Genomic DNA, 18,618 nt, shown 5'->3' with positions numbered 1-18,618 from the left:
CGCAATCGCTTGCGGCGCCGTTTCTTTTTCTGAGATGTTCAACGCACTTCTGGCGTCACCCGAATAAGGGTGGGTACTGGCGCATCGAAAGCCGCGCGGACAGCTGCTTGCATTTCTTCAAGACTATTAGGATTGGCAGACCGCGCGCCATATGCCTCGGCCAGTCGGCAGAAGTCAGGATTGCGCGCGACGACCGCATTCGGGGCGATCTGACCCCGCACCATGCTGTCTTCGATCTCTTTCAGCTTGCCGTTGTCCCAAAGGATGATGGGCAAAGATAAGCCCAACTCAACTGCGGCACCCAGTTCCTGCATCGTGTATTGGAAACCATAGTCACCCGCGATTACGGCTGTCGGTTTGCCACGGCGAGCCACCGCTCCGCCAATACCAGCGGGCAGCGCATAGCCCAGCGTCCCAAACCCGGTTGGGTGATGCCAGTGATAGGGAAGGGATACATCCCAAATCTCTTTGGCGACATAGGCAAACTGGGTCATGTCCGAATAGATCATGGTCTCGGCAGGCATCGCCTCGCGCAGCGCATCTGCGACCGGCACAATGCCGGGTCGTTCGGCATCAACCTCTGACCGCCACCGCGCGCGGGCCACAGCCACTTCCTCGTGGGTCCATCCTGCGGCAGGTTTCGCGTTTTCGGTAGCAGCCCACAACGCGTGAGCAAAGCTTTCACCATCGACCTGCAATTTGACAGATGCACGGTGATGATCCGACAACACCTCGGGATCCAGATCTACACGTACCAGATTAGCAGTGTGGCCAAGGTCACGACGCCACAAGTCGACTTCACCCAGTTCTGCACCGACAGCGATCACAAGATCTGCCGACGCAATCACGTCAGCGCTCCCCGGGCGCGGCAGCATTGCACCAAAATCCAACGCATAGCCGGTGCCCACCAGACCCCGCCCGGCATAGGTGGTGAAACATGCAGCGCCAAGCTGGTTCAAGATCTGACGCCACAGGTTGGAACGACAGCCACCGCCCAGAATAAACAATGGTCGCTTTGCGATGTTCAGCAGCGACATGACAGACGAGATGTCCGGTGGTGACGCCTTGGCGCGCAGCGCGGGTTGGTTCGGGAATGGGGCAGGATCAGCGCTTGCTTCCAACTGCACAATAGGCACCTGAATGTGTTTGGGCCGAGGGCGACAAAGTTCGAATTCTTCAAAGGCGCGTTCGATCAGACCATAGGCGGATTGGGCATCGTTCGCCTGAACGGACCAGTCAGTTACGGTTTCCGCAGCCGCGCGCTGATCCTTCATCTGGTGCAACTGCCCGCGCTGCGCCTGCGTTTCGTCCAGACATGAAGACAGAACCAACACAGGAACCGAGTCAGTATAGGCCTGCCCCATCGGTGTCATCGTGTTGCACAATCCGGGTCCGGTGATCACATAAGCCACGCCGGGCTTGCCTGTCGCCCGGGCATATCCATCTGCCATGAAACCCGCACCCTGTTCGTGCCGCGCAAGAACATGCGTAATCCCGGCCTCCTCGATACCGCGATACATTTCCTGATTGTGCACACCGGGAATGCCAAAGATCACATCAACGCCGCGATCCTTCAGCATGTGCGAGATTTGCGCACCAAGGGGTCTTTTCATCAGCCTCTCCAGAATTGAACGGTAAAGATTGCATAAACGGCCAGCAGCTCAAGACGGCCTACCAGCATTCCGATTGTCAGCAGCCACTTTGCAGTGTCATTGAGATTGGCAAAGTTGCCTGCCGGACCAATCTGATCACCCAGACCCGGCCCCACATTGGCCAAAGCGGTCGCGGCACCAGATACCGATGTAATGAAATCCAACCCCGTCAGCGCCAATGCCCAGGACAGGATGCCCATCGATAGCGCGAAGAACATAAAGAAGCTCATGACTGAGGTCAGAACGTCAGGCCCGATTGTACGACCATCATACTGGGGCAGAAAAACACCATGCGGCGAACGGATTCTGCGGATCTGCGTTTTGATCGAGGCAAACAACAACTGATACCGGAAGACCTTGATGGAACAAGCGGTCGATCCCGCACAACCACCGATCAATCCGATCAAAAAGAACAGCATGATCGGAAAGCTGCCCCATCCCATATAATCGACACTGGCATATCCGGTCCCCGAGATGATCGAAGTGATATTGAACAAGGATTCTCGGAAAGCCTGTTCCCAATGGTGCGGGAAGACCGATGTCAGGAACACTGACATGATCACGACGAGAACGACAATCGTCGCCAGAAAGGCGCGTATCTGGCTGTCCTGCCAGAGGGAGTTGGTGTTGCCATTGGCGAATTGCACATAGCGAACAAAAGGCAATGCAGCCAGGATCATAAAGATCGAAGCAGCGTATTCAGCGGGTCCAGAAAATGTCCCGAACGAGGCATCGTAGTTGGAAAACCCACCCGTCGACACGGTCGTAAACGCGTGCACCAGTGCATCGAAAAAGCTCATCCCCAGCCCGGCATAAACCAGCACGCAAACAAAGGTGAGAAACACGTAGATCATCGATATCTGACCAGCGATCTCCTGCGCACGTGGCAGAATTTTCCCCATGGTTTCAAATCCTTCCGAGCGGAAGATCTGCATACCCCCCACCCGAAGCTCGGGCAGGAAAACCATGGCAACAACGATGATCCCGATACCGCCCAACCACTGCAGGATACCGCGCCACAACAACAATCCGCGCGGTAGGCTATCCAGCCCAGAAATGACGGTTGAGCCGGTTGTGGTCAGACCCGACATTGCCTCAAAATAGGCGTCAACGAACCTCAGCTCAGTTTCGCCGAATATGAAAGGGATCGAGCCGAACACTGGCAATGCCACCCACACGCCGGAGGTCAGCAAAAAGGTCTGTCGAATCGTCAGACCTTCGCCCACGCCGTTGGAACAACTGATGGCAAGCACAGTACCTGTCAGCAGGGTAATAACCGCACTTTCAAAGAACACATGCCATTCGCCACGGCCCTCGATAAGGTCCGCGAGCATAGGTAGCAGCATGGTCGCCCCAAGAATGGCGACCAGCAGGCCAATCACATATCCAACCGGGCGAAGGTCCATCATGACGGGCAGCGTTGGCCCGCCTTCCCGATCATGTCAAGCAGATGATCGGTGATTACTCTTCGCTTTTGTCAGATGTCCCCGGCATCACCGGCGGTTTTGAAGGCGCACGAGTCTTTCGGGCGGTAGGCTTGACGGTCGACGTTGTTGCCACGGCGGGCGTCTTTGCGGCCTGTTTGGGCGAGGAAGATACGGTTTTGCGCGTTCTAGCGACGGGCTTGGCGGCCTTTGGTTTCGACTCGACCGCAGGTATTTCTACTACAGGCTTCGGCGTGACCTTGGGTTTCGGAGCGCTCGTTGCCTGAACCACCGCAGGTTTCGGCGCATTGGCAGCGGGTTTCTCTTGGACCGAAGCAGCTTTGGATGCTGTGTTTGCTCTGGCAGCGGGCCTTGCTGCAGCACGTCCGCCCGTTGCGCGTGGTTTTGCTGGCGGTTTCGTCCGTACGCGCGGTTTAGGTTGCGGCTTAGCGATCGTTTCTGCTTCCGTAACAGTGACCTCAGCAGCTTTCGCCTTGGGTACGACTGGTTTCGCGGGATTGGCAGTGGCAACCGGTTTAACCGCTTTCCTTGCTGCTGGCTTGGCACGCTTTGGCGCAGGCGTCGGTGCCGAAGCTGCTTCGTGCAGGGCATTAATCGGAGCCATCGGGATTTCAAAGGCCGAGTGAGCCACGATCTGCATGATTTTCATCTGGTTGGCCATTGCATATCCGGCCAACCGAAAGGCTGCGGCTTGAAACTCAAGCTGCTGGGTAATCGGGTTCATTACTTATTTCTCCTGTGAATGCCATGCAGCCAGGAAAAGAGTGTGAGGCGCCCTGCCCGCTCCGATTTCTCGGGCGGCGACTTTGGTATTGCAGTCCAAGGCGTCGCACGTCTCGGCTTCCTTTCGGGGCAGCACACCATATCAGGCGCTGGCATGCCGCAGCTGCATTCAATAGCAGCCTAACCCGAAGCATATCGCAATTGCAGCAATATTCGCTGCAATGCGGCAATAAAGCGCCGATTTGGAGATATGGTGCCCATTTGATCCGCTAGTACGCGCAATCACCCAACATGGAACAGGGTGGTGAACAGCCTTGGGTCCAGACTTGCAGAGGCAAAAGTTGGACCTTCTGTCAGGATCGAAACAGCGTCGTGGCTATGCAGACTTTCCTGATGGCTTGCGATTACCCGGAAATCCCCGACATGATGATCGGCCAGCAGTTCAGCGCAGAAAAGACGCGCGGCATCTTCTACAAAGATCGGATTGGCGGCGTTCAGCTCGGCAAAGGCCTGCTCGTCCTCACGCTTGACCATGACCTGAGTTTCGGTCGGTACGGCACGACGGCACAACGCGATCAGGTCTTCAAACCATAGACAATCAGCGTCGCAATCTACCACAACCGATATACGTGCAACTGACCGCTGCGAATGTGGCGTCGCCAATTGGCCGCGCATCGAACGTGCATGCTCACTAAGTTCCAGCGAACATGGGCAGGTTGACGAATAAACATAGTCCAGATGCATGATCTTCTGGCGCACACCGTTCTGTTCAACCAGCTCCAGCGCGATATCGTAGTACTGATAGCCTTCCAGCCCGGATCGCAGGCTTTTCACCCGGTCAGGATAGGAAAAGCGCATCTGAATCCGAGCATCAAAACTGTCCAGATCGGTCATGTAGTCGCTTAGCGCCGCTTCCATGACCTCAAAGCTGAAAGTGCGTTCGGCATGTTTGTAGAATGAACGCATGATCCGGGACATGTTGATGCCCTTTTTCTCAGCCTCCAGACTCACGGTACCGGTAATCGAGGTCTCAAGCGTCAGATCATCACCATGCTTGCGGTGAAAACGGATCGGCAGTCGGAAGTTAGAAATACCGACATGCTGAATCTGCTGCTTGGCCCCGCGGATCAAGCTGGACGGACCATTCTGCAGATCCGGCAGTGAATCCCGGTAAGCTTCGGTAATTTCAAAGCCCTCAGGATATTCACGCGACAGCGAGGGATAGTTCACCGCCGCCAAACCGGGCACCAGACGCGACACGGCCGGATCAAGCTGACTGATCTCAGCGGCAGATGCAGACTGCGCCCATTGGCGCAGCACTTTAAGTGCAGCGGCTGCTTCGTCGCGATCGGGTGTCTCGTCAATGTCGCGCGAGTGAATATTCATAGGCTGCGGTTCCTCGATTAGTCGCCGGAATATATACGACTGCAGTTGTTTTTCCAGTCTAGCCTTTTACGTGCGAATTAGCAGGCTGGATCAATAAAGAGTAGAGCAAAATCGTCACTTTCCGAGCGAATGCGCCACGTAACTAACAGTCAAGGACAAGATCGGTGGATACCCAAAGTCTGGCAATTCAACCTTGTCGCAAACGGAACAGTTTCGAACGCGCTCAGATTCTAGCATTTCAGAAAACATAAGCATCGCTGCCAACAGGGGGATAACAATGCGCGATATTCTCGACCTCGACCGTTTTCCCATCGACCGCCCAGGTAGTCCTGAGTGGAACAATCTTGTCGAAAACTGCCGCAATGACCTTGAGCAAGATGGTATGTTCAATCTTGACGGCTTGATGCGCGGCCAGATCGCGGCGCAAGCCGTTTCCGATATGGCATCCCGGTTCGAGAGCGAAGCGTTTCTGCATGAGCGTCGTCATAATATCTATTTCAAAAAGATCGCCGACCTGCCCGAGGGCCATCCTGCCCTGCAGGAATTTCAAACTTCCAACCGGACGCTTTGCGCTGATCAGATCGACGGTTCCGCCTTGTTGCGTCTTTATGAATGGCCCGAATTTGCGCAGTTTCTGGCCGCGACGATGGGGAAACCCGCCCTGCATGTAATGGACGACCCGCTGGCGCGTGTGAACGTCATGTCATATCAGGAAGGGCAAGCACTGAACTGGCATTTCGACCGCTCGGAATTCACCACTACGATGTTGCTGCAGGCCCCGGATCAAGGCGGAGGCTTTGAGTACCGCACAGATCTGCGCAGTGACACTGACCCGAACTATGACGGCGTTGCACAACTGCTGAGCGGTGGTGACGATCAAAGCAAGGTCATAACGCTTAGCCCGGGCACGCTAAACGTGTTTAAGGGAAAGAACACCGCCCACCGGGTAACCCCGGTTGGTGGCGACAAAGCCCGCGTGATCGCTGTCTTTTCTTATTACGAAAACCCCGGTGTCACCTTTACCGAAGCCGAGCGGATCGGTTTTTACGGACGCGCCTGAGGCAAATTCCCCCTGCAGCCGGTAAGCGCTGCAGGGTTGTCATTTAGTTCTGCGAAGCTTCCAGCGCTTGTTGGATATCAGCCAGAAGATCCCCAGCATCTTCCAGACCAATCGAAAGACGGATCAGACCGGGTGTTATCCCCAGTTCGTCTTTCTGCTCATCACTCAGCCGCTGATGCGTGGTTGTGGCAGGATGCGTCGCGATTGATTTGGCATCCCCCAAGTTGTTCGAAATCACCGGAATGTTCATCGCATTCAGGAACGCAAAGGCCGCAGATTTCCCGCCCTTGATATCCAGCGACAAAACCGTACCGCCCTTACCGCCCAACTGCGACTGGACCAGAGCATTCTGCGCATGCGTCTTGAGCCCCGGATACAGGGTACGCTCCAGCGCAGGATGGCCTTCCAATGCTTCGGCGATCTGCTGCGCGGTCTCTGCCTGGGCGTTGACACGCAATGCGATGGTTTCCAGCCCCTTGAGCATGATCCATGCGTTGAACGGGCTCAGCGCGCCACCTGTATGCTTCAGATACGGCTCAACGGTTCCGCGGATAAACTCCTTAGTTCCGATAATGACACCGCCCAGCGCACGTCCCTGACCGTCAATATGCTTGGTTGCGGAATAGACCACCACATCTGCGCCCTGCTCAATCGCGCGGGAGAATACGGGCGTCGAGAATACATTGTCCACAACAACAGTCGCACCAACCGCATGCGCCAGCTTGGATACGGCAGCGATATCAATCACTTCCAGAGTGGGGTTCGACATCGACTCGAAGAAGACAGCTTTGGTATCCGGACGAATGGCCGCCTGCCATTGCTCAAGATCAGTGCCATCAACAAAGGTGACCTCAACCCCATAGCGGGCCAGGATGTTTTCCAGAATATAAAGACAGGAACCGAACAATGCCTTGGCCGAAACAACGTGATCGCCCGCCTTCAGCATGGAAGTCAGTGCACCATTGACCGCCGCCATACCCGATGCCGTGGCGAACGCATCCTCTCCGCCTTCCAGCGCGGCAATGCGTTGTTCGAACATTGAAACAGTGGGGTTGCCGTAACGGGCATAGATGAACTCGTCCGGGCCACATTCCAGAAACCGTGCCTCGGCCTGTTCAGCATTGTCGTAGACAAAACCCTGCGTCAGGAAAATCGCCTCGCTCACCTCGTTGTACTGGCTGCGGCGAACGCCTCCATGGACGGCTTGGGTGCGTTTGTTCCAGTTCTCGCTCATCTCATTCCTTTCAGCCTCCGGCAGAGGCAAACAAAAAACCCCAGACGCGGCCAAGCGAAAGGGGTCTTTCATCCTGACCTTTTAGCGGTGTTGTTTAGCGTGGCCCGCAATCCGGTAACAAATCGCCACGAAGCTTCTGCGACGCAAATACGCCGGGCGCCCTTAGCAGTCAAGCCCGGCCGCAACCCTGTCACGCTTTCGTAACTCCCCCTTGCCGATTGCAGAGAAAACCGCATGATCCATTCAATCTGAGGAGACACCATGATCGATCTGTATTTCTGGCCGACGCCGAATGGCTGGAAAGTATCCATCGCATTGGAAGAGATGGAGCTTGCCTACACCACGCATCTGATCAACATCGGCAAGGGTGATCAGTTCGACCCGGAATTTCTTAAAATCGCACCAAACAATCGAATGCCCGCCATTGTCGATCCGGATGGCCCGGACGGGGCACCGGTTTCGGTGTTCGAAAGCGGCGCAATCCTGATGTATCTGGCCCGCAAGACAGGGCGTTTCTACGGCAATACCGAACGCGACCGCATCGCGGTTGAGGAATGGCTGATGTGGCAGATGGGCGGCGTCGGCCCAATGGCTGGCCAGGCACATCACTTTCTGAAATACGCACCTCAGCTGGATCCGCCACAGGACCTGCCCTACCCGAAAGACCGCTACCGTTCCGAGGTTGCCCGACTCTATGGGGTGCTGGATCGCCGACTAGCCGAAAACGAATATGTCGCCGGAGATTTCTATTCGATTGCCGACATGTCGATCTGGGGCTGGGCCAGCCTTTGGGAGGGCCAGCAACAGGTGCTGGAGGACAAACCGCATTTCACCCGATGGCTGGAAACAGTAAGCGCCCGCCCCGGAGTGCAGGCCGGCCGTGCACTCCACGCCGATCTGCGTGGCGATCATCGGGACAAACAATCGCAGGGGGTTTTGTTCAAGCGATAGATCATCTCGTGCGTCACGACCTCTCAGCAGGCCCGCATCAGGGACTGTATGGGTTGCCAGAACACTGCGATGTCTCACCAATGTTGCCTGATCCTTGCTGATCTGCGTTAAAATGTGCCTGACCTCAACGCTTTACCGTCAGGAGCACCAGATGACCGGCCCTATTGAACCCAGAATTGACAGCGTCTCGGTTCCGCTCCCAAAAGACGCGGACATTCCTTCGGAAGTGCTGCAGCGGCTGGAAAAACTGCCACCGCTGAACAATCTGAGAATGTTCGCGAATGTTCCTCAATGTTTTGAACACATCACCGATCTGATTAACGCGCTTTTCAATCAGGGAACCATCGACCCAACGCTGCGCGAATACATGTATCTGCGTATCGCCATCAAATACGGCCTTTATTACGAGTACCGCCATAACCTCGGCTTTGCGAGGCAACTTGGAATGAGCAAGGTTGAAATCGACGCCCTGCATGTGGAGGGGAAGGTCGATGGGCTTGATGAGATAGGCAACCTCGTATGTGCTGCGGCCGAAGAAATCACCGAAAACCTGAGAACCAGGGATGAAACGCTGCGCGCGCTGCTCGCGCAATTCGGCCGTGAGCAAACCAGCGAGATCATCTTGCTGGTGTCATGGTTCAACCTGCTGATCCGATACGTAGAGGCCACGCGGGTTCCCTGCGAACAGGACATGGAAAATCTGACGTCGGGCGGGGGACCGTTGCAACTGGACTAGGTGCTGCAGATCGGTGTTCGCGCCACACCCCTTTGTACCAGAAGGTCCAGCCTGTCTGAGATATTCCCAATCTCTTCCGCGACCACATGGGGTACTAACTGCGCCTGTTGCGTCTGACCCGTAGTATTCATAGGCCATTCAAAGATCTCTCTGCGACGGCGTTACGCGTACTTCAAATAGAAACAAACTGGTTGATCAGCAGATCCGCACGGCCCGGCGTGTCATGCGGTATACCGCGTGAACCCAGCGATCAGCATAAGAACAAAGGCAAATATACATCAATAAAGTCCACTCGCGGCATGCCGAGTCGCAAATGAGGCTGGAAAGACCTAAATGCCTTCACTAAGGAAGAATGCGACAAGCGAAAGAGGAAGACGCACGCAATGGCAAAGATCACCTATGTCGAGCATGGCGGTACCGAACATACAGTCGACGTCGCCAACGGCCTGACCGTTATGGAAGGTGCCCGTGACAATAACATCCCCGGCATCGAGGCCGATTGCGGCGGCGCCTGCGCGTGCTCGACCTGCCATGTCTACATCCACCCGGACTGGGTCGAGAAAATCCCCGCAAAGGATGACATGGAAGAAGACATGCTGGACTTTGCCTATGAGCCCGACCCGGCCCGCTCGCGCCTGACCTGCCAGATCAAGGTCACCGACGCGCTGGACGGCCTCGTCGTACAGATGCCTGAAAAGCAGATCTGATGATGCCTTCCAAAGCGCCGCGCCTGCCCGTCCACCTGTGGCTACGGCAGGTCCGCGGCGCTTTATTGGTGTTTTATCTGTGTCTGGCGGGGGCGGGCTTCGCCACCGCCGCTGACACCATAACCTCAGCCCGTTTTATCGAGCCAACTACACGCTATGCGCACGCGGTTCTAGGCGACGACATCGAGTATGGCGCGCTTGAAATCACGGTGACAAATTCAGCACCACAAGGGCTCTTGATCCAGCCAGTCTACAAACGCTCGGTTATAACCATAAAATTGCCACTTGATCGCGTCTTCGAAGACCTCGAACCGCGCATCGCTGATGTGAACTTTGATGGCATAGCTGAGGTTATCGTCGTCGAATCCAGCGTCCACACTGGCGCACAACTTGCAGTCTATGACTCATATGGGAATAAGATCGCCGCCACCCCCCATATCGGCACCCGGTTTCGCTGGCTTGCTCCGATCGGTGCCGCAGACTTGGACGGGGATGGTCATGTTGAGATTGCCTATATAGACCGCCCGCACCTGGCCAAGACCCTTCGTATCTGGCGCTATGCCGACGGTGATCTTCAAGAGGTCACTTCCCTGACAGGTCTCACCAATCACCGCATTGGTGAAGACTTTATCACTGGTGGTTTGCGAAACTGTGATGCCGGACCTGAGCTTGTCGTTGTAGACTCCGACTGGCGCAACATCATCGGAGTTCGTTTCGACAACGGTTGGGTGCAGAGAACCCTCGCACCATTTTCATCCTCGGCCATGAAGCAGGTCCTGAGCTGTTCGTCAGGGCGCTGAAGCAACCCGCAATAGCGGGTTGCTAAACCCAAGGCCTTTGATCTTGCATCTTTGATGCAGGGTCAGGGCGCGGGAGCGCTCGGATCAGAGAGCTCGCCAACCGATATCGCGACGGAAGAACCCTTGTGGCCAGTCGACCCCATCGACCATCGCATAAGCCCGATCCCGCGCTTCCTGCAGGGTATCTCCACGCGCTGTAACGTTCAGAACGCGCCCGCCAGAGGCCAGAATCTGGCCCTCGGCAGATTTCGTTCCGGCGTGGAACACCATGTTGCTGCTGTCTTCAGGCAATACATCCAGACCGTTGATAACGGTCCCTTTTTCGTATGAGCCCGGGTATCCGTTCGCCGCCATCACGATCGTCATGGCATGGTCATCTGCCCAATTCACCTGTGTCTCGCTCAGACGACCTTCGGCAGCAGCCTGCATCAGGTCCATTACTTGCGCCCCCAGACGCATCATCAGGACCTGGCATTCCGGATCCCCAAAGCGGACGTTGTATTCTACCAGTTTCGGCTGTCCGTCTTTGATCATCAGCCCTGCGTACAGGACGCCCTGAAACGGTATTCCACGACGTTTCATTTCTGCGATGGTCGGGCGCACGATCTGATCCATGGCTTTGGCTTCGATCTCAGCGCTCAGAACAGGCGCAGGGGAATAGGCACCCATTCCACCGGTGTTCGGACCGGTGTCGCCTTCTCCAACGCGCTTATGGTCCTGCGCGGTGCCGATGGACAGGATATCTTCACCATCGCACAAAACGAACAGTGAGGCCTCTTCACCCTCCATGAACTCCTCGATCACAACCTCGGCACCAGCGCCTCCGAAAGCGCCGCCAAACATGTCATCAATGGCGTCCAGCGCGGTTTGTTCATCCATCGCGACGATCACGCCTTTGCCGGCGGCAAGACCATCCGCCTTGACCACAATCGGTGCGCCCTGCTCGCGAATATAGGCCTTTGCCGGCTCGGCTTCGGTGAAGCGCGCATAAGCTGCAGTCGGGGCACCTGATGCGTCACAAATTTCCTTGGTGAAACTTTTCGAGGCCTCCAGCCGTGCTGCTTCTGCCGAGGGGCCAAAGACCAGCACGCCCGCTTCGCGCAGCCGGTCGGCGACGCCTGCTGCCAGCGGGGCCTCGGGGCCGACGATCACGAAATCAATCGCATTTTCTTCTGCAAAGCTAACGACCGCTCCGCCGTTTTCGATATCCAGCGCCGCGCAGTCTGCGATCTGAGCTATTCCGGCATTTCCCGGTGCCACGATAAGACGGTCACATTTGGGGTTCTGCATCACCGCCCAGGCCAGACTGTGCTCGCGTCCGCCGCTGCCGAGAATGAGGATATTCATTGGGGTCGTCTCCGATCTGCTTGGCCTCGCCTGCGCGGCGTTCTAAGCTGGGTGGGCTGATGAAACAAGGCGCTGAAATGTCCGACCTGCTTGATGACCCCATTCCGGGTCAAAACACCCCTGAATATACCGTCTCGGAAATCTCGGGCGAAGTGAAAAAGACCCTCGAAGGATCGTTTGGGCGAATCCGTGTACGCGGCGAAGTCGGCCGCGTGTTCAAAGCCCGATCCGGGCATCTGTACTATGACGTCAAAGATGACCGCAGCGTTCTGGCCTGCACCACATGGAAAGGCCAGATTGCCGGACTGTCAGTTGTTCCCGAAGAGGGGCTTGAGGTTGTTGTCACGGGTCGCCTCACCGCCTTTGGCGCACAGTCGAAATACAACCTGAACGTCGACGAGGTTGCCGTCGCCGGCCAGGGCGCGCTGATGGCTCTGCTGGAAAAACGCAAAAAGCAGCTGGAGGCCGAAGGTCTGTTCGCGCCCGAGCGTAAGAAACAACTGCCATATCTGCCTCAGATCATCGGTGTGGTAACTTCACCCTCGGGCGCGGTGATCCGCGACATCCTGCATCGCCTGCGGGACCGTTTCCCGCGCAAGGTCCTGATTTGGCCGGTCGCTGTTCAGGGTGCCAACTGTGCCCCCGAAGTTGCGCGGGCCATCGAGGGGTTCAACAAACTCACATCCGGGGGCGCCCTGCCCCGTCCCGATCTGATCATCGTTGCCCGTGGCGGCGGTTCGATCGAAGACCTATGGGGTTTCAACGAAGAAGTCGTGGCCCGGGCGACAGCCACCTCAGAAATCCCGCTCATTTCGGCTGTGGGGCATGAGTCGGATACGACGCTGATCGACTTTGTCTCCGACCGCCGCGCACCTACCCCAACCGCAGCTGCGGAACTAGCGGTTCCTGTCCGCATGGAATTGCTGGCGTGGACCGGTGAACAGGGCGCACGCCTGTCCCGCGCGGCAACTGACGCTGTTCAACGCCGGTCACAGCGCCTGCGGGACCTGTCGCGCGCGCTGCCAAGGGCAGAAACGCTGCTGGATACGCCCCGGCAACGACTTGATCAGGTTTCGGAGCGTTTACCGAATGCCCTGATACGCGGAGTACAGAACCGCCGCGTCAAACTACTGGATACATCAGCACACCTGCGTCCTTCGACCCTGCGCGGATTGGTCGAAACGCGCCGCGACCGCTGGCATAACCTGTCTTCCCGCCTCTCATTGCGCCCGATCCAGAGAGAGCTTGAGACCCGGCGAGACTCTCTGAACCGGCTGACAGAGAGCTTGAATACGGCACAGGCAACGCGGCTGGATCGGTTGCGCCAGCAACTCGACGCGACAGACCGCCTGCGGGAAACGCTCAGCTACAAGGCAACGCTGGACCGTGGATATGCGGTCGTACGGGCCGAGGGTGATGTCGTCACGACCAAGTCTCAGGCATCGAAACATGCGGTACTGGAAATCGAGTTTGCCGATGGTCGCCTCAAAACCGGCGGGGCAACAAAATCCCCTATCAAGAAGGCCAAACCAGACGCACCTGATCAGGGTTCCTTATTTTGATGTGTGCCGACGATCCGGGCCAGATACACCTTTCATGGCCCTGATCTGTCACATACCACCCGATGTTATCGCTCAGACGCCGACATCGGGCCCATAGCAGATCATCTCTTCGCCTATGTCATCGGCTTCGTACAGCTCTGTCGCATTCGGATCGCCTTCGAACTGGGCAATCAGGCCGCCCCCCGACTTGGTAAACACCCAGCATTGCGGGTCCAGCCGGTCTTCATAGACAAAGCAAATCTGTTCCTCGCGCTCGTACCAGACACCTTCCTTGCAGTCGCCGTCCAGAAATGACCAGATCACCCTGCGGTTTGGCAAATAACGCTCCACCCCATAGGTCACGCCATCGAACCCATAAAACAGGGTTTTTCCCTGCGTATAGGCATCGAACTCGGCCCCGGACAGTGGCGCTTGCGCAGAGACTGCCTGCGCGGAAAAAGTCAGAAGAATCACGAAACGCTTGAGCATGTCCGCATACTGTCAGAAGCGATCCGCATGTGCCATTCACCCTTTGCCCATCTTCAGGTTTATCAAGGTAACTCCACGTCACTGTTGAGTAATTTTTATCTTCAGGGCGACACTGAGAGGTAAACCCAAGAAAGACACGTTCCGGGGGGTAAGACATGACAACGATCCTGATATTGGTGGCGGCTCTATGCGCACTGGCCTACCTGCCGATGACCGTGCAACCTGCCAGCAGTTTGCGAACCTTGCTAAAAACCGCATCTGTTGCGGTGCTCGCGCTTCTTGCCTTGCTGAACGCGGCCCCGTGGTTGCTGATCCTTGCGTTGGCGCTTTGTGCGATTGGTGACGCCCTGCTGTCGCGAGAAACCGATGATACGTTCATGGCAGGTATCGGAGCGTTTGCAGCAGGCCATCTGGCCTATATCGCCCTGTTTTTGACCCACCCGGCCAGCAATGCAGAGTTGATTTTCGACCACCCTGCGATTTTCTGGTCGCTGATCATCCTTGGCATCATCATGGCCACCTTGCTGACACCGCGTGCCGGGGATCTGAAAATCCCGGTTCTGGCCTATATCCCGATTATACTGGGGATGGGCGTGACAGTACTGGCTCTGCCCGAATCCGGTGCTTTGCGATGGGCGCTGCCCGCCGCCCTGGCCTTCATCGCCTCAGATCTGATCCTCGCGACCGAGAAATTCCTACTGCCCAAAGATCACCCGGCCCTGAAGCTGACACCCTATCTGGTGTGGCCGCTCTATTGGGGTGCGCAAGCCGGCTTTTACTTTGCCTTCTCGTGACCCTTTGCAACTGGCGTAAATCCGCATTAGGTGAGGGTAACACCTGCGGAGACCCAGAATGGCGTTTTTTTCCAAGCTCAAGGACCGGCTTTTTAAATCTTCATCCCGCCTCGAACAGGGGCTGGAGGCCATTGTCGAAGATGGCGGCGAGGAATCCCCAACGCCCGATCCAATAATTCCGGAGCCCGAGCCGGAACCACAACCCGTTCCGGAAGTGCCCGAGCCAGCCCCCGCGCCGCAACCGGTCGAGACGCCCTCGCCTCAGCCGGTTGACCCGACACCTGCTCCTCCTCCCCCGGAAGTACCCGAGGCAACCCAGTCCAAAGGTATTTTAGGCCGCCTGTTCAACCGCGATGATCGTCCCGTGGTCCGTCGTACGCTGGACGATGACATGCTGGAACAGCTTGAGGAGTTGCTGATTGCATCGGACATGGGCGTGGACACAGCCTTGCGCGTCACCGCCAACATGGCCGAGGGACGGTATGGCCGTAAACTCTCGACCGATGAGATCAAGCAGTTGCTGGCTCAGGAAGTCGCCCGTGTGATGGAACCAGTGGCAAAGCCCTTGCCCATCTATCCCAAGCGCCCACAGGTCGTTCTGGTCGTCGGCGTCAACGGGTCTGGTAAGACCACAACCATCGGCAAACTCGCCAGCCAGTTCAAATCGGCTGGCAAGAAGGTCGTAATCGCGGCTGGCGATACCTTCCGTGCCGCGGCTGTCGAACAATTGCAGGTCTGGGGCGATCGCGCCGGTGTTCCCGTTCTGACGGCACCAGAAGGGTCTGACCCAGCGTCGCTGGCCTTTGATGCGCTGACCAAAGCGCAGGAAGAAGGGGCTGACCTGCTGATGATCGACACTGCAGGTCGCCTGCAAAACCGGGCCGATCTGATGGAGGAACTGGCCAAGATCGTCCGCGTCATCCGTAAAAAGGATGAAACTGCGCCTCATAACACGTTACTGGTTCTGGACGCGACAACCGGTCAGAACGCGCTGAGCCAGGTCGAAACCTTCCGCAATCTCGCCGATGTATCGGGACTGGTGATGACCAAACTGGACGGAACGGCCAAAGGTGGTGTCCTTGTCGCGCTGGCGGATAAATTCGGCCTGCCGATCCATGCTATTGGCGTTGGTGAACAGATCGATGATCTTGCCCCGTTTGATCCCGAAGAATTCGCCGCTGCGCTGACAGGTCTCGAAACACGCTAAATTCTCAGCATCATTGATATTTCGAAGGGTGCAGAGGCACATCGCCTCCCCCTCTCTTTCCTGCGAAAGGCCATATTGTGAGCGAATGGCTCATTTCACTTGAGGGGACTGAGGCAGGCCACAGACTGGCCCTTGGCCTTGCCCTTATGGCTGCCTTTCTACACGCGGTATTCGGAGCGCTGCAAAAGGGGCGGCACGATCCGTGGCTTTCGCGCGGTGCAATCGATGCATCATATTGTTTGATGGCCGCACCCTTCGCCTTTTTTGTGGTCCCATGGCCCGAACCCTACATGTGGCCTATTTTTGCGACCGTCTGGCTGATCCACATCTTCTACAAAACCCTTCAGGCTATGGCCTACACCAAGGGTTCATACACGGTGGTCTACCCTGTCGTTCGCGGCACTGGCCCCTTGTTCACCGTCATCGGAGCCTATTTGCTGTTTGGAGAGATCTTCTCGGGCATTCAATGGCTCGGGGTGGCAGTTCTGCTGTCAGGAATCTTCGGACTGGCAGCCTATAACTTCCGGTTTCTCGAAACCAATCGCGAAACTCTTGGAATTGCGCTCGCGCTGGCCCTCGCAACCGGCCTGTTTGTGGCGCTTTACACCACCTATGACGCATACGGAATCCGCGCCACTGCCGATCCGTTCACCTTTCTGGCATGGTTCTTCATGATCGACGGGGCAACTATGCCGATCTATGCCTTCCTCAGATGGCGTGCCATGATCAATCGCCCTGCTATCGGTCCTTTGATGTTGCGGGGGCTTGCAGGCGGGATCATCGCCCCCATGTCTTTCGGAGCGATTATGCTGGCGACACGGCTCGACAAGGTGGGTGAAGCGGCGGTGTTACGTGAGACATCCACTGTGTTTGCGGCCCTGATCGGCTGGCTTGCACTCAAGGAAACAGTGGGACCACGGCGCATCGCGCTCATGGCATTGATTGCATTGGGCGCCGTAATAGTTGAAATGGGCGGATAAGCAGCAGGACGGAATTATGACTGGCAAGAAAGAGATCAACCCGTTTCTCAAACAGGTGTTGGAGCTGGGGCCGCCGCTGGCCTTTTTCTTCATCTACCTGCGCCTGCGGGACGACAGCTTTCTGATCGGCGGCACCGAGTATTCCGGCTTTATCGTCGCGACCATCATATTCGTTCCTCTGATGCTGGCGGCGATGGGAATACTCTGGTTCCTGACCGGCAAGCTCAGCCGGATGCAGATCTTCACCGCTTTCATGGTCATCTTCTTCGGAGGTCTGACCGCGTGGTTCAATGACGAGCGTTTCTTCAAAATGAAGACCACGCTGGTTTATGGCTTCTTCTCCCTCATCATGGGCATTGGGCTATTGCAGGGGAAATCCTACCTTGCCTATGTGTTGGATGAGGTGCTGCCCATGCGCGATGAGGGCTGGATGATCCTGACCCGTCGCCTGTGCGCCTGTTTCGCCGTACTGGCCGTTGCAAATGAAGTGGTCTGGCGCACACTTTCAACAGATCTCTGGGTTAAAATCGAAACCTTCGGTTTTCCAATCGCATTAATGGTTTTCCTGATGCTCCAGATCAGCATGTTGCAGAGCTACATGGAAGAACCCGATCGCCCGCAGAAAAAATGACTGCACGCTCTCAATAAGAAACTTTCTGTGAAAAACTTAGTATTTACGGGATCGAAACGTCAAAAAGCCGAATAAACTCCTTGGCTTGGCGCGAAAGCTGTGTGAGGCTGGTGCCCACCCACCACTCACAACCAGAGAACCGTGCCACCAATGACGGCCTTTCCGAATAGCGGATTTCTTTCTGAAGCTTCCGATGGTCTGCGCGAAATGCTCGCAGCCCAAGCCTCCGAGATCGCCCTGGATCAGGGACAAGTGCTTTTTGAGCAAGGGGATGAAGGCGATGCACTTTACGCCCTGATCGAAGGCATGCTCGAAGTTTCATTTTTGGCCATGAGCGGCCGTAAACTCGCACTTAGTCTGATGCGACCGGGTGAGGTGTTTGGTGAGATCGCCTTATTCGACAATGGCCCTCGCACAGCGACCATTACCGCGGCCGTTCCATCGCGTGTCCTAAGGGTCAGACGCGATGATGTTATGAACCAAATTCGCAAACAGCCCGATCTGGCTGTCGATATGATCCGGCTGGCCGGTCTGCGTATGCGGTGGATGGGTGCGCAACTGAATGAGCAAGTGTTCCTACCGATGCCGATCCGTCTGGCCCGCAAGCTGCTGCATCTGGCCAGTCAGCAGGATTCTCCAAGCGAACGAATTACCCTGTCGCAAAGCGAACTGGCCGAGTTCGTCGGGGCCACACGCGAGGCCGTGTCCAAGACGATCTCGAACTGGAGACGCAGCAACGTGGTCGAGGCATCGCGTGGCGGATTGGTCATCCAGGATTTTGATGCGCTTCGGCAATTGGCTGAATCTGACCTCATCTAACCATATCTGACTCGGTGTGATCCGCTTCACATACAGTGCCTCCAGCTTAGACTAGTTTGACAATGGTTACCGTAGGGGGCCAGCGTATCATCCCCGATATCTGTCCACTGGCCTCT

18 protein-coding genes and 1 riboswitch are annotated in these 18,618 nt (G+C 56.5%); of the genes, 11 read left to right on the top strand and 7 right to left on the bottom strand.

Annotated elements, in window-relative coordinates:
- Window positions 1-38: 38 nt before the first annotated feature.
- The 4 genes from ACR0CW_RS05125 to folE2 all read right to left on the bottom strand — a co-directional run bounded on the left by ACR0CW_RS05125 (window position 39) and on the right by folE2 (window position 5,206).
- Window positions 39-1,613: a thiamine pyrophosphate-binding protein gene (locus ACR0CW_RS05125; RefSeq protein ID WP_480787031.1), complete on the bottom strand. Its 1,575-nt coding sequence runs from the start codon at window positions 1,611-1,613 to the stop codon at window positions 39-41.
- Window positions 1,613-3,061: a TrkH family potassium uptake protein gene (locus ACR0CW_RS05120; RefSeq protein ID WP_170335103.1), complete on the bottom strand. Its 1,449-nt coding sequence runs from the start codon at window positions 3,059-3,061 to the stop codon at window positions 1,613-1,615. The genes ACR0CW_RS05125 and ACR0CW_RS05120 overlap by 1 nt, the downstream gene beginning before the upstream one ends.
- A 52-nt stretch (window positions 3,062-3,113) precedes the next feature.
- Window positions 3,114-3,821 carry a hypothetical protein gene (locus ACR0CW_RS05115; RefSeq protein ID WP_480787030.1) on the bottom strand — a complete coding sequence of 236 codons (708 nt, stop codon included), beginning with the start codon at window positions 3,819-3,821 and terminating at the stop codon, window positions 3,114-3,116.
- A 281-nt stretch (window positions 3,822-4,102) separates the two neighbouring features.
- A complete protein-coding gene (gene folE2, locus ACR0CW_RS05110; protein WP_480787029.1) occupies window positions 4,103-5,206 on the bottom strand; it encodes a GTP cyclohydrolase FolE2 in 1,104 nt (367 codons plus the stop codon).
- Window positions 5,207-5,483: 277 nt separating this feature from the next.
- Here folE2 and ACR0CW_RS05105 point away from each other — a divergent pair, with 277 nt between their 5' ends.
- Window positions 5,484-6,266, top strand: coding sequence for a HalD/BesD family halogenase (locus tag ACR0CW_RS05105; protein ID WP_480787028.1), 783 nt, complete (start codon window positions 5,484-5,486; stop codon window positions 6,264-6,266).
- 43 nt (window positions 6,267-6,309) lie between these two features.
- On the opposite strand, the gene metZ is transcribed toward ACR0CW_RS05105, so the two are convergent.
- On the bottom strand, window positions 6,310-7,500 hold the full coding sequence (metZ, locus tag ACR0CW_RS05100) for an O-succinylhomoserine sulfhydrylase (protein ID WP_480740024.1): 1,191 nt from the start codon (window positions 7,498-7,500) through the stop codon (window positions 6,310-6,312).
- 61 nt (window positions 7,501-7,561) lie between these two features.
- Window positions 7,562-7,639: riboswitch (SAM riboswitch) on the bottom strand.
- 122 nt (window positions 7,640-7,761) lie between these two features.
- Between metZ and ACR0CW_RS05095 the strand changes: the two genes are divergently transcribed.
- From ACR0CW_RS05095 to ACR0CW_RS05080, 4 genes are all read left to right on the top strand, one after another.
- Window positions 7,762-8,451: a glutathione S-transferase N-terminal domain-containing protein gene (locus tag ACR0CW_RS05095; RefSeq protein ID WP_480787027.1), complete on the top strand. Its 690-nt coding sequence runs from the start codon at window positions 7,762-7,764 to the stop codon at window positions 8,449-8,451.
- Window positions 8,452-8,602: 151 nt separating this feature from the next.
- Window positions 8,603-9,187: a carboxymuconolactone decarboxylase family protein gene (locus ACR0CW_RS05090; RefSeq protein WP_480787026.1), complete on the top strand. Its 585-nt coding sequence runs from the start codon at window positions 8,603-8,605 to the stop codon at window positions 9,185-9,187.
- A 383-nt stretch (window positions 9,188-9,570) separates the two neighbouring features.
- Entirely contained in the window at window positions 9,571-9,894 is a 324-nt protein-coding gene (locus ACR0CW_RS05085; RefSeq protein ID WP_155151432.1) for a 2Fe-2S iron-sulfur cluster-binding protein, read from the top strand.
- The gene (locus ACR0CW_RS05080) at window positions 9,894-10,694 is read left to right on the top strand and encodes an FG-GAP repeat domain-containing protein (protein ID WP_480787025.1); all 801 of its coding nucleotides are present in this window, start codon (window positions 9,894-9,896) and stop codon (window positions 10,692-10,694) included. Before ACR0CW_RS05085 ends, ACR0CW_RS05080 begins: the two co-directional genes overlap by 1 nt.
- A gap of 84 nt (window positions 10,695-10,778) precedes the next feature.
- Here ACR0CW_RS05080 and purD read toward each other — a convergent pair whose 3' ends face one another.
- The gene (gene purD / locus ACR0CW_RS05075; RefSeq protein WP_480787024.1) at window positions 10,779-12,041 is read right to left on the bottom strand and encodes a phosphoribosylamine--glycine ligase; all 1,263 of its coding nucleotides are present in this window, start codon (window positions 12,039-12,041) and stop codon (window positions 10,779-10,781) included.
- A gap of 77 nt (window positions 12,042-12,118) precedes the next feature.
- Between purD and xseA the strand changes: the two genes are divergently transcribed.
- A complete protein-coding gene (xseA, locus tag ACR0CW_RS05070) occupies window positions 12,119-13,603 on the top strand; it encodes an exodeoxyribonuclease VII large subunit (protein ID WP_480787455.1) in 1,485 nt (494 codons plus the stop codon).
- Between the two features lie 72 nt (window positions 13,604-13,675).
- Here xseA and ACR0CW_RS05065 read toward each other — a convergent pair whose 3' ends face one another.
- Complete coding sequence (locus tag ACR0CW_RS05065) at window positions 13,676-14,071, bottom strand: hypothetical protein (RefSeq protein WP_155151444.1); 396 nt, start codon at window positions 14,069-14,071, stop codon at window positions 13,676-13,678.
- Between the two features lie 155 nt (window positions 14,072-14,226).
- Between ACR0CW_RS05065 and ACR0CW_RS05060 the strand changes: the two genes are divergently transcribed.
- From ACR0CW_RS05060 to ACR0CW_RS05040, 5 genes are all read left to right on the top strand, one after another.
- Window positions 14,227-14,865: a lysoplasmalogenase gene (locus tag ACR0CW_RS05060; RefSeq protein WP_480787023.1), complete on the top strand. Its 639-nt coding sequence runs from the start codon at window positions 14,227-14,229 to the stop codon at window positions 14,863-14,865.
- A gap of 58 nt (window positions 14,866-14,923) precedes the next feature.
- Window positions 14,924-16,072, top strand: coding sequence for a signal recognition particle-docking protein FtsY (ftsY, locus tag ACR0CW_RS05055; protein WP_170335127.1), 1,149 nt, complete (start codon window positions 14,924-14,926; stop codon window positions 16,070-16,072).
- A gap of 77 nt (window positions 16,073-16,149) precedes the next feature.
- The gene (locus ACR0CW_RS05050) at window positions 16,150-17,052 is read left to right on the top strand and encodes an EamA family transporter (protein ID WP_480787022.1); all 903 of its coding nucleotides are present in this window, start codon (window positions 16,150-16,152) and stop codon (window positions 17,050-17,052) included.
- A gap of 16 nt (window positions 17,053-17,068) precedes the next feature.
- Entirely contained in the window at window positions 17,069-17,683 is a 615-nt protein-coding gene (locus ACR0CW_RS05045) for an inner membrane-spanning protein YciB (RefSeq protein ID WP_155151909.1), read from the top strand.
- A gap of 150 nt (window positions 17,684-17,833) precedes the next feature.
- Window positions 17,834-18,502 carry a Crp/Fnr family transcriptional regulator gene (locus tag ACR0CW_RS05040; RefSeq protein WP_480787021.1) on the top strand — a complete coding sequence of 223 codons (669 nt, stop codon included), beginning with the start codon at window positions 17,834-17,836 and terminating at the stop codon, window positions 18,500-18,502.
- Window positions 18,503-18,618: the final 116 nt, after the last annotated feature.

The organism is Ruegeria sp. CH6, assembly GCF_056537005.1.
Note: the sequence above shows the minus strand (reverse complement) of the source record. Positions and strands in the feature narration are given on the sequence as shown.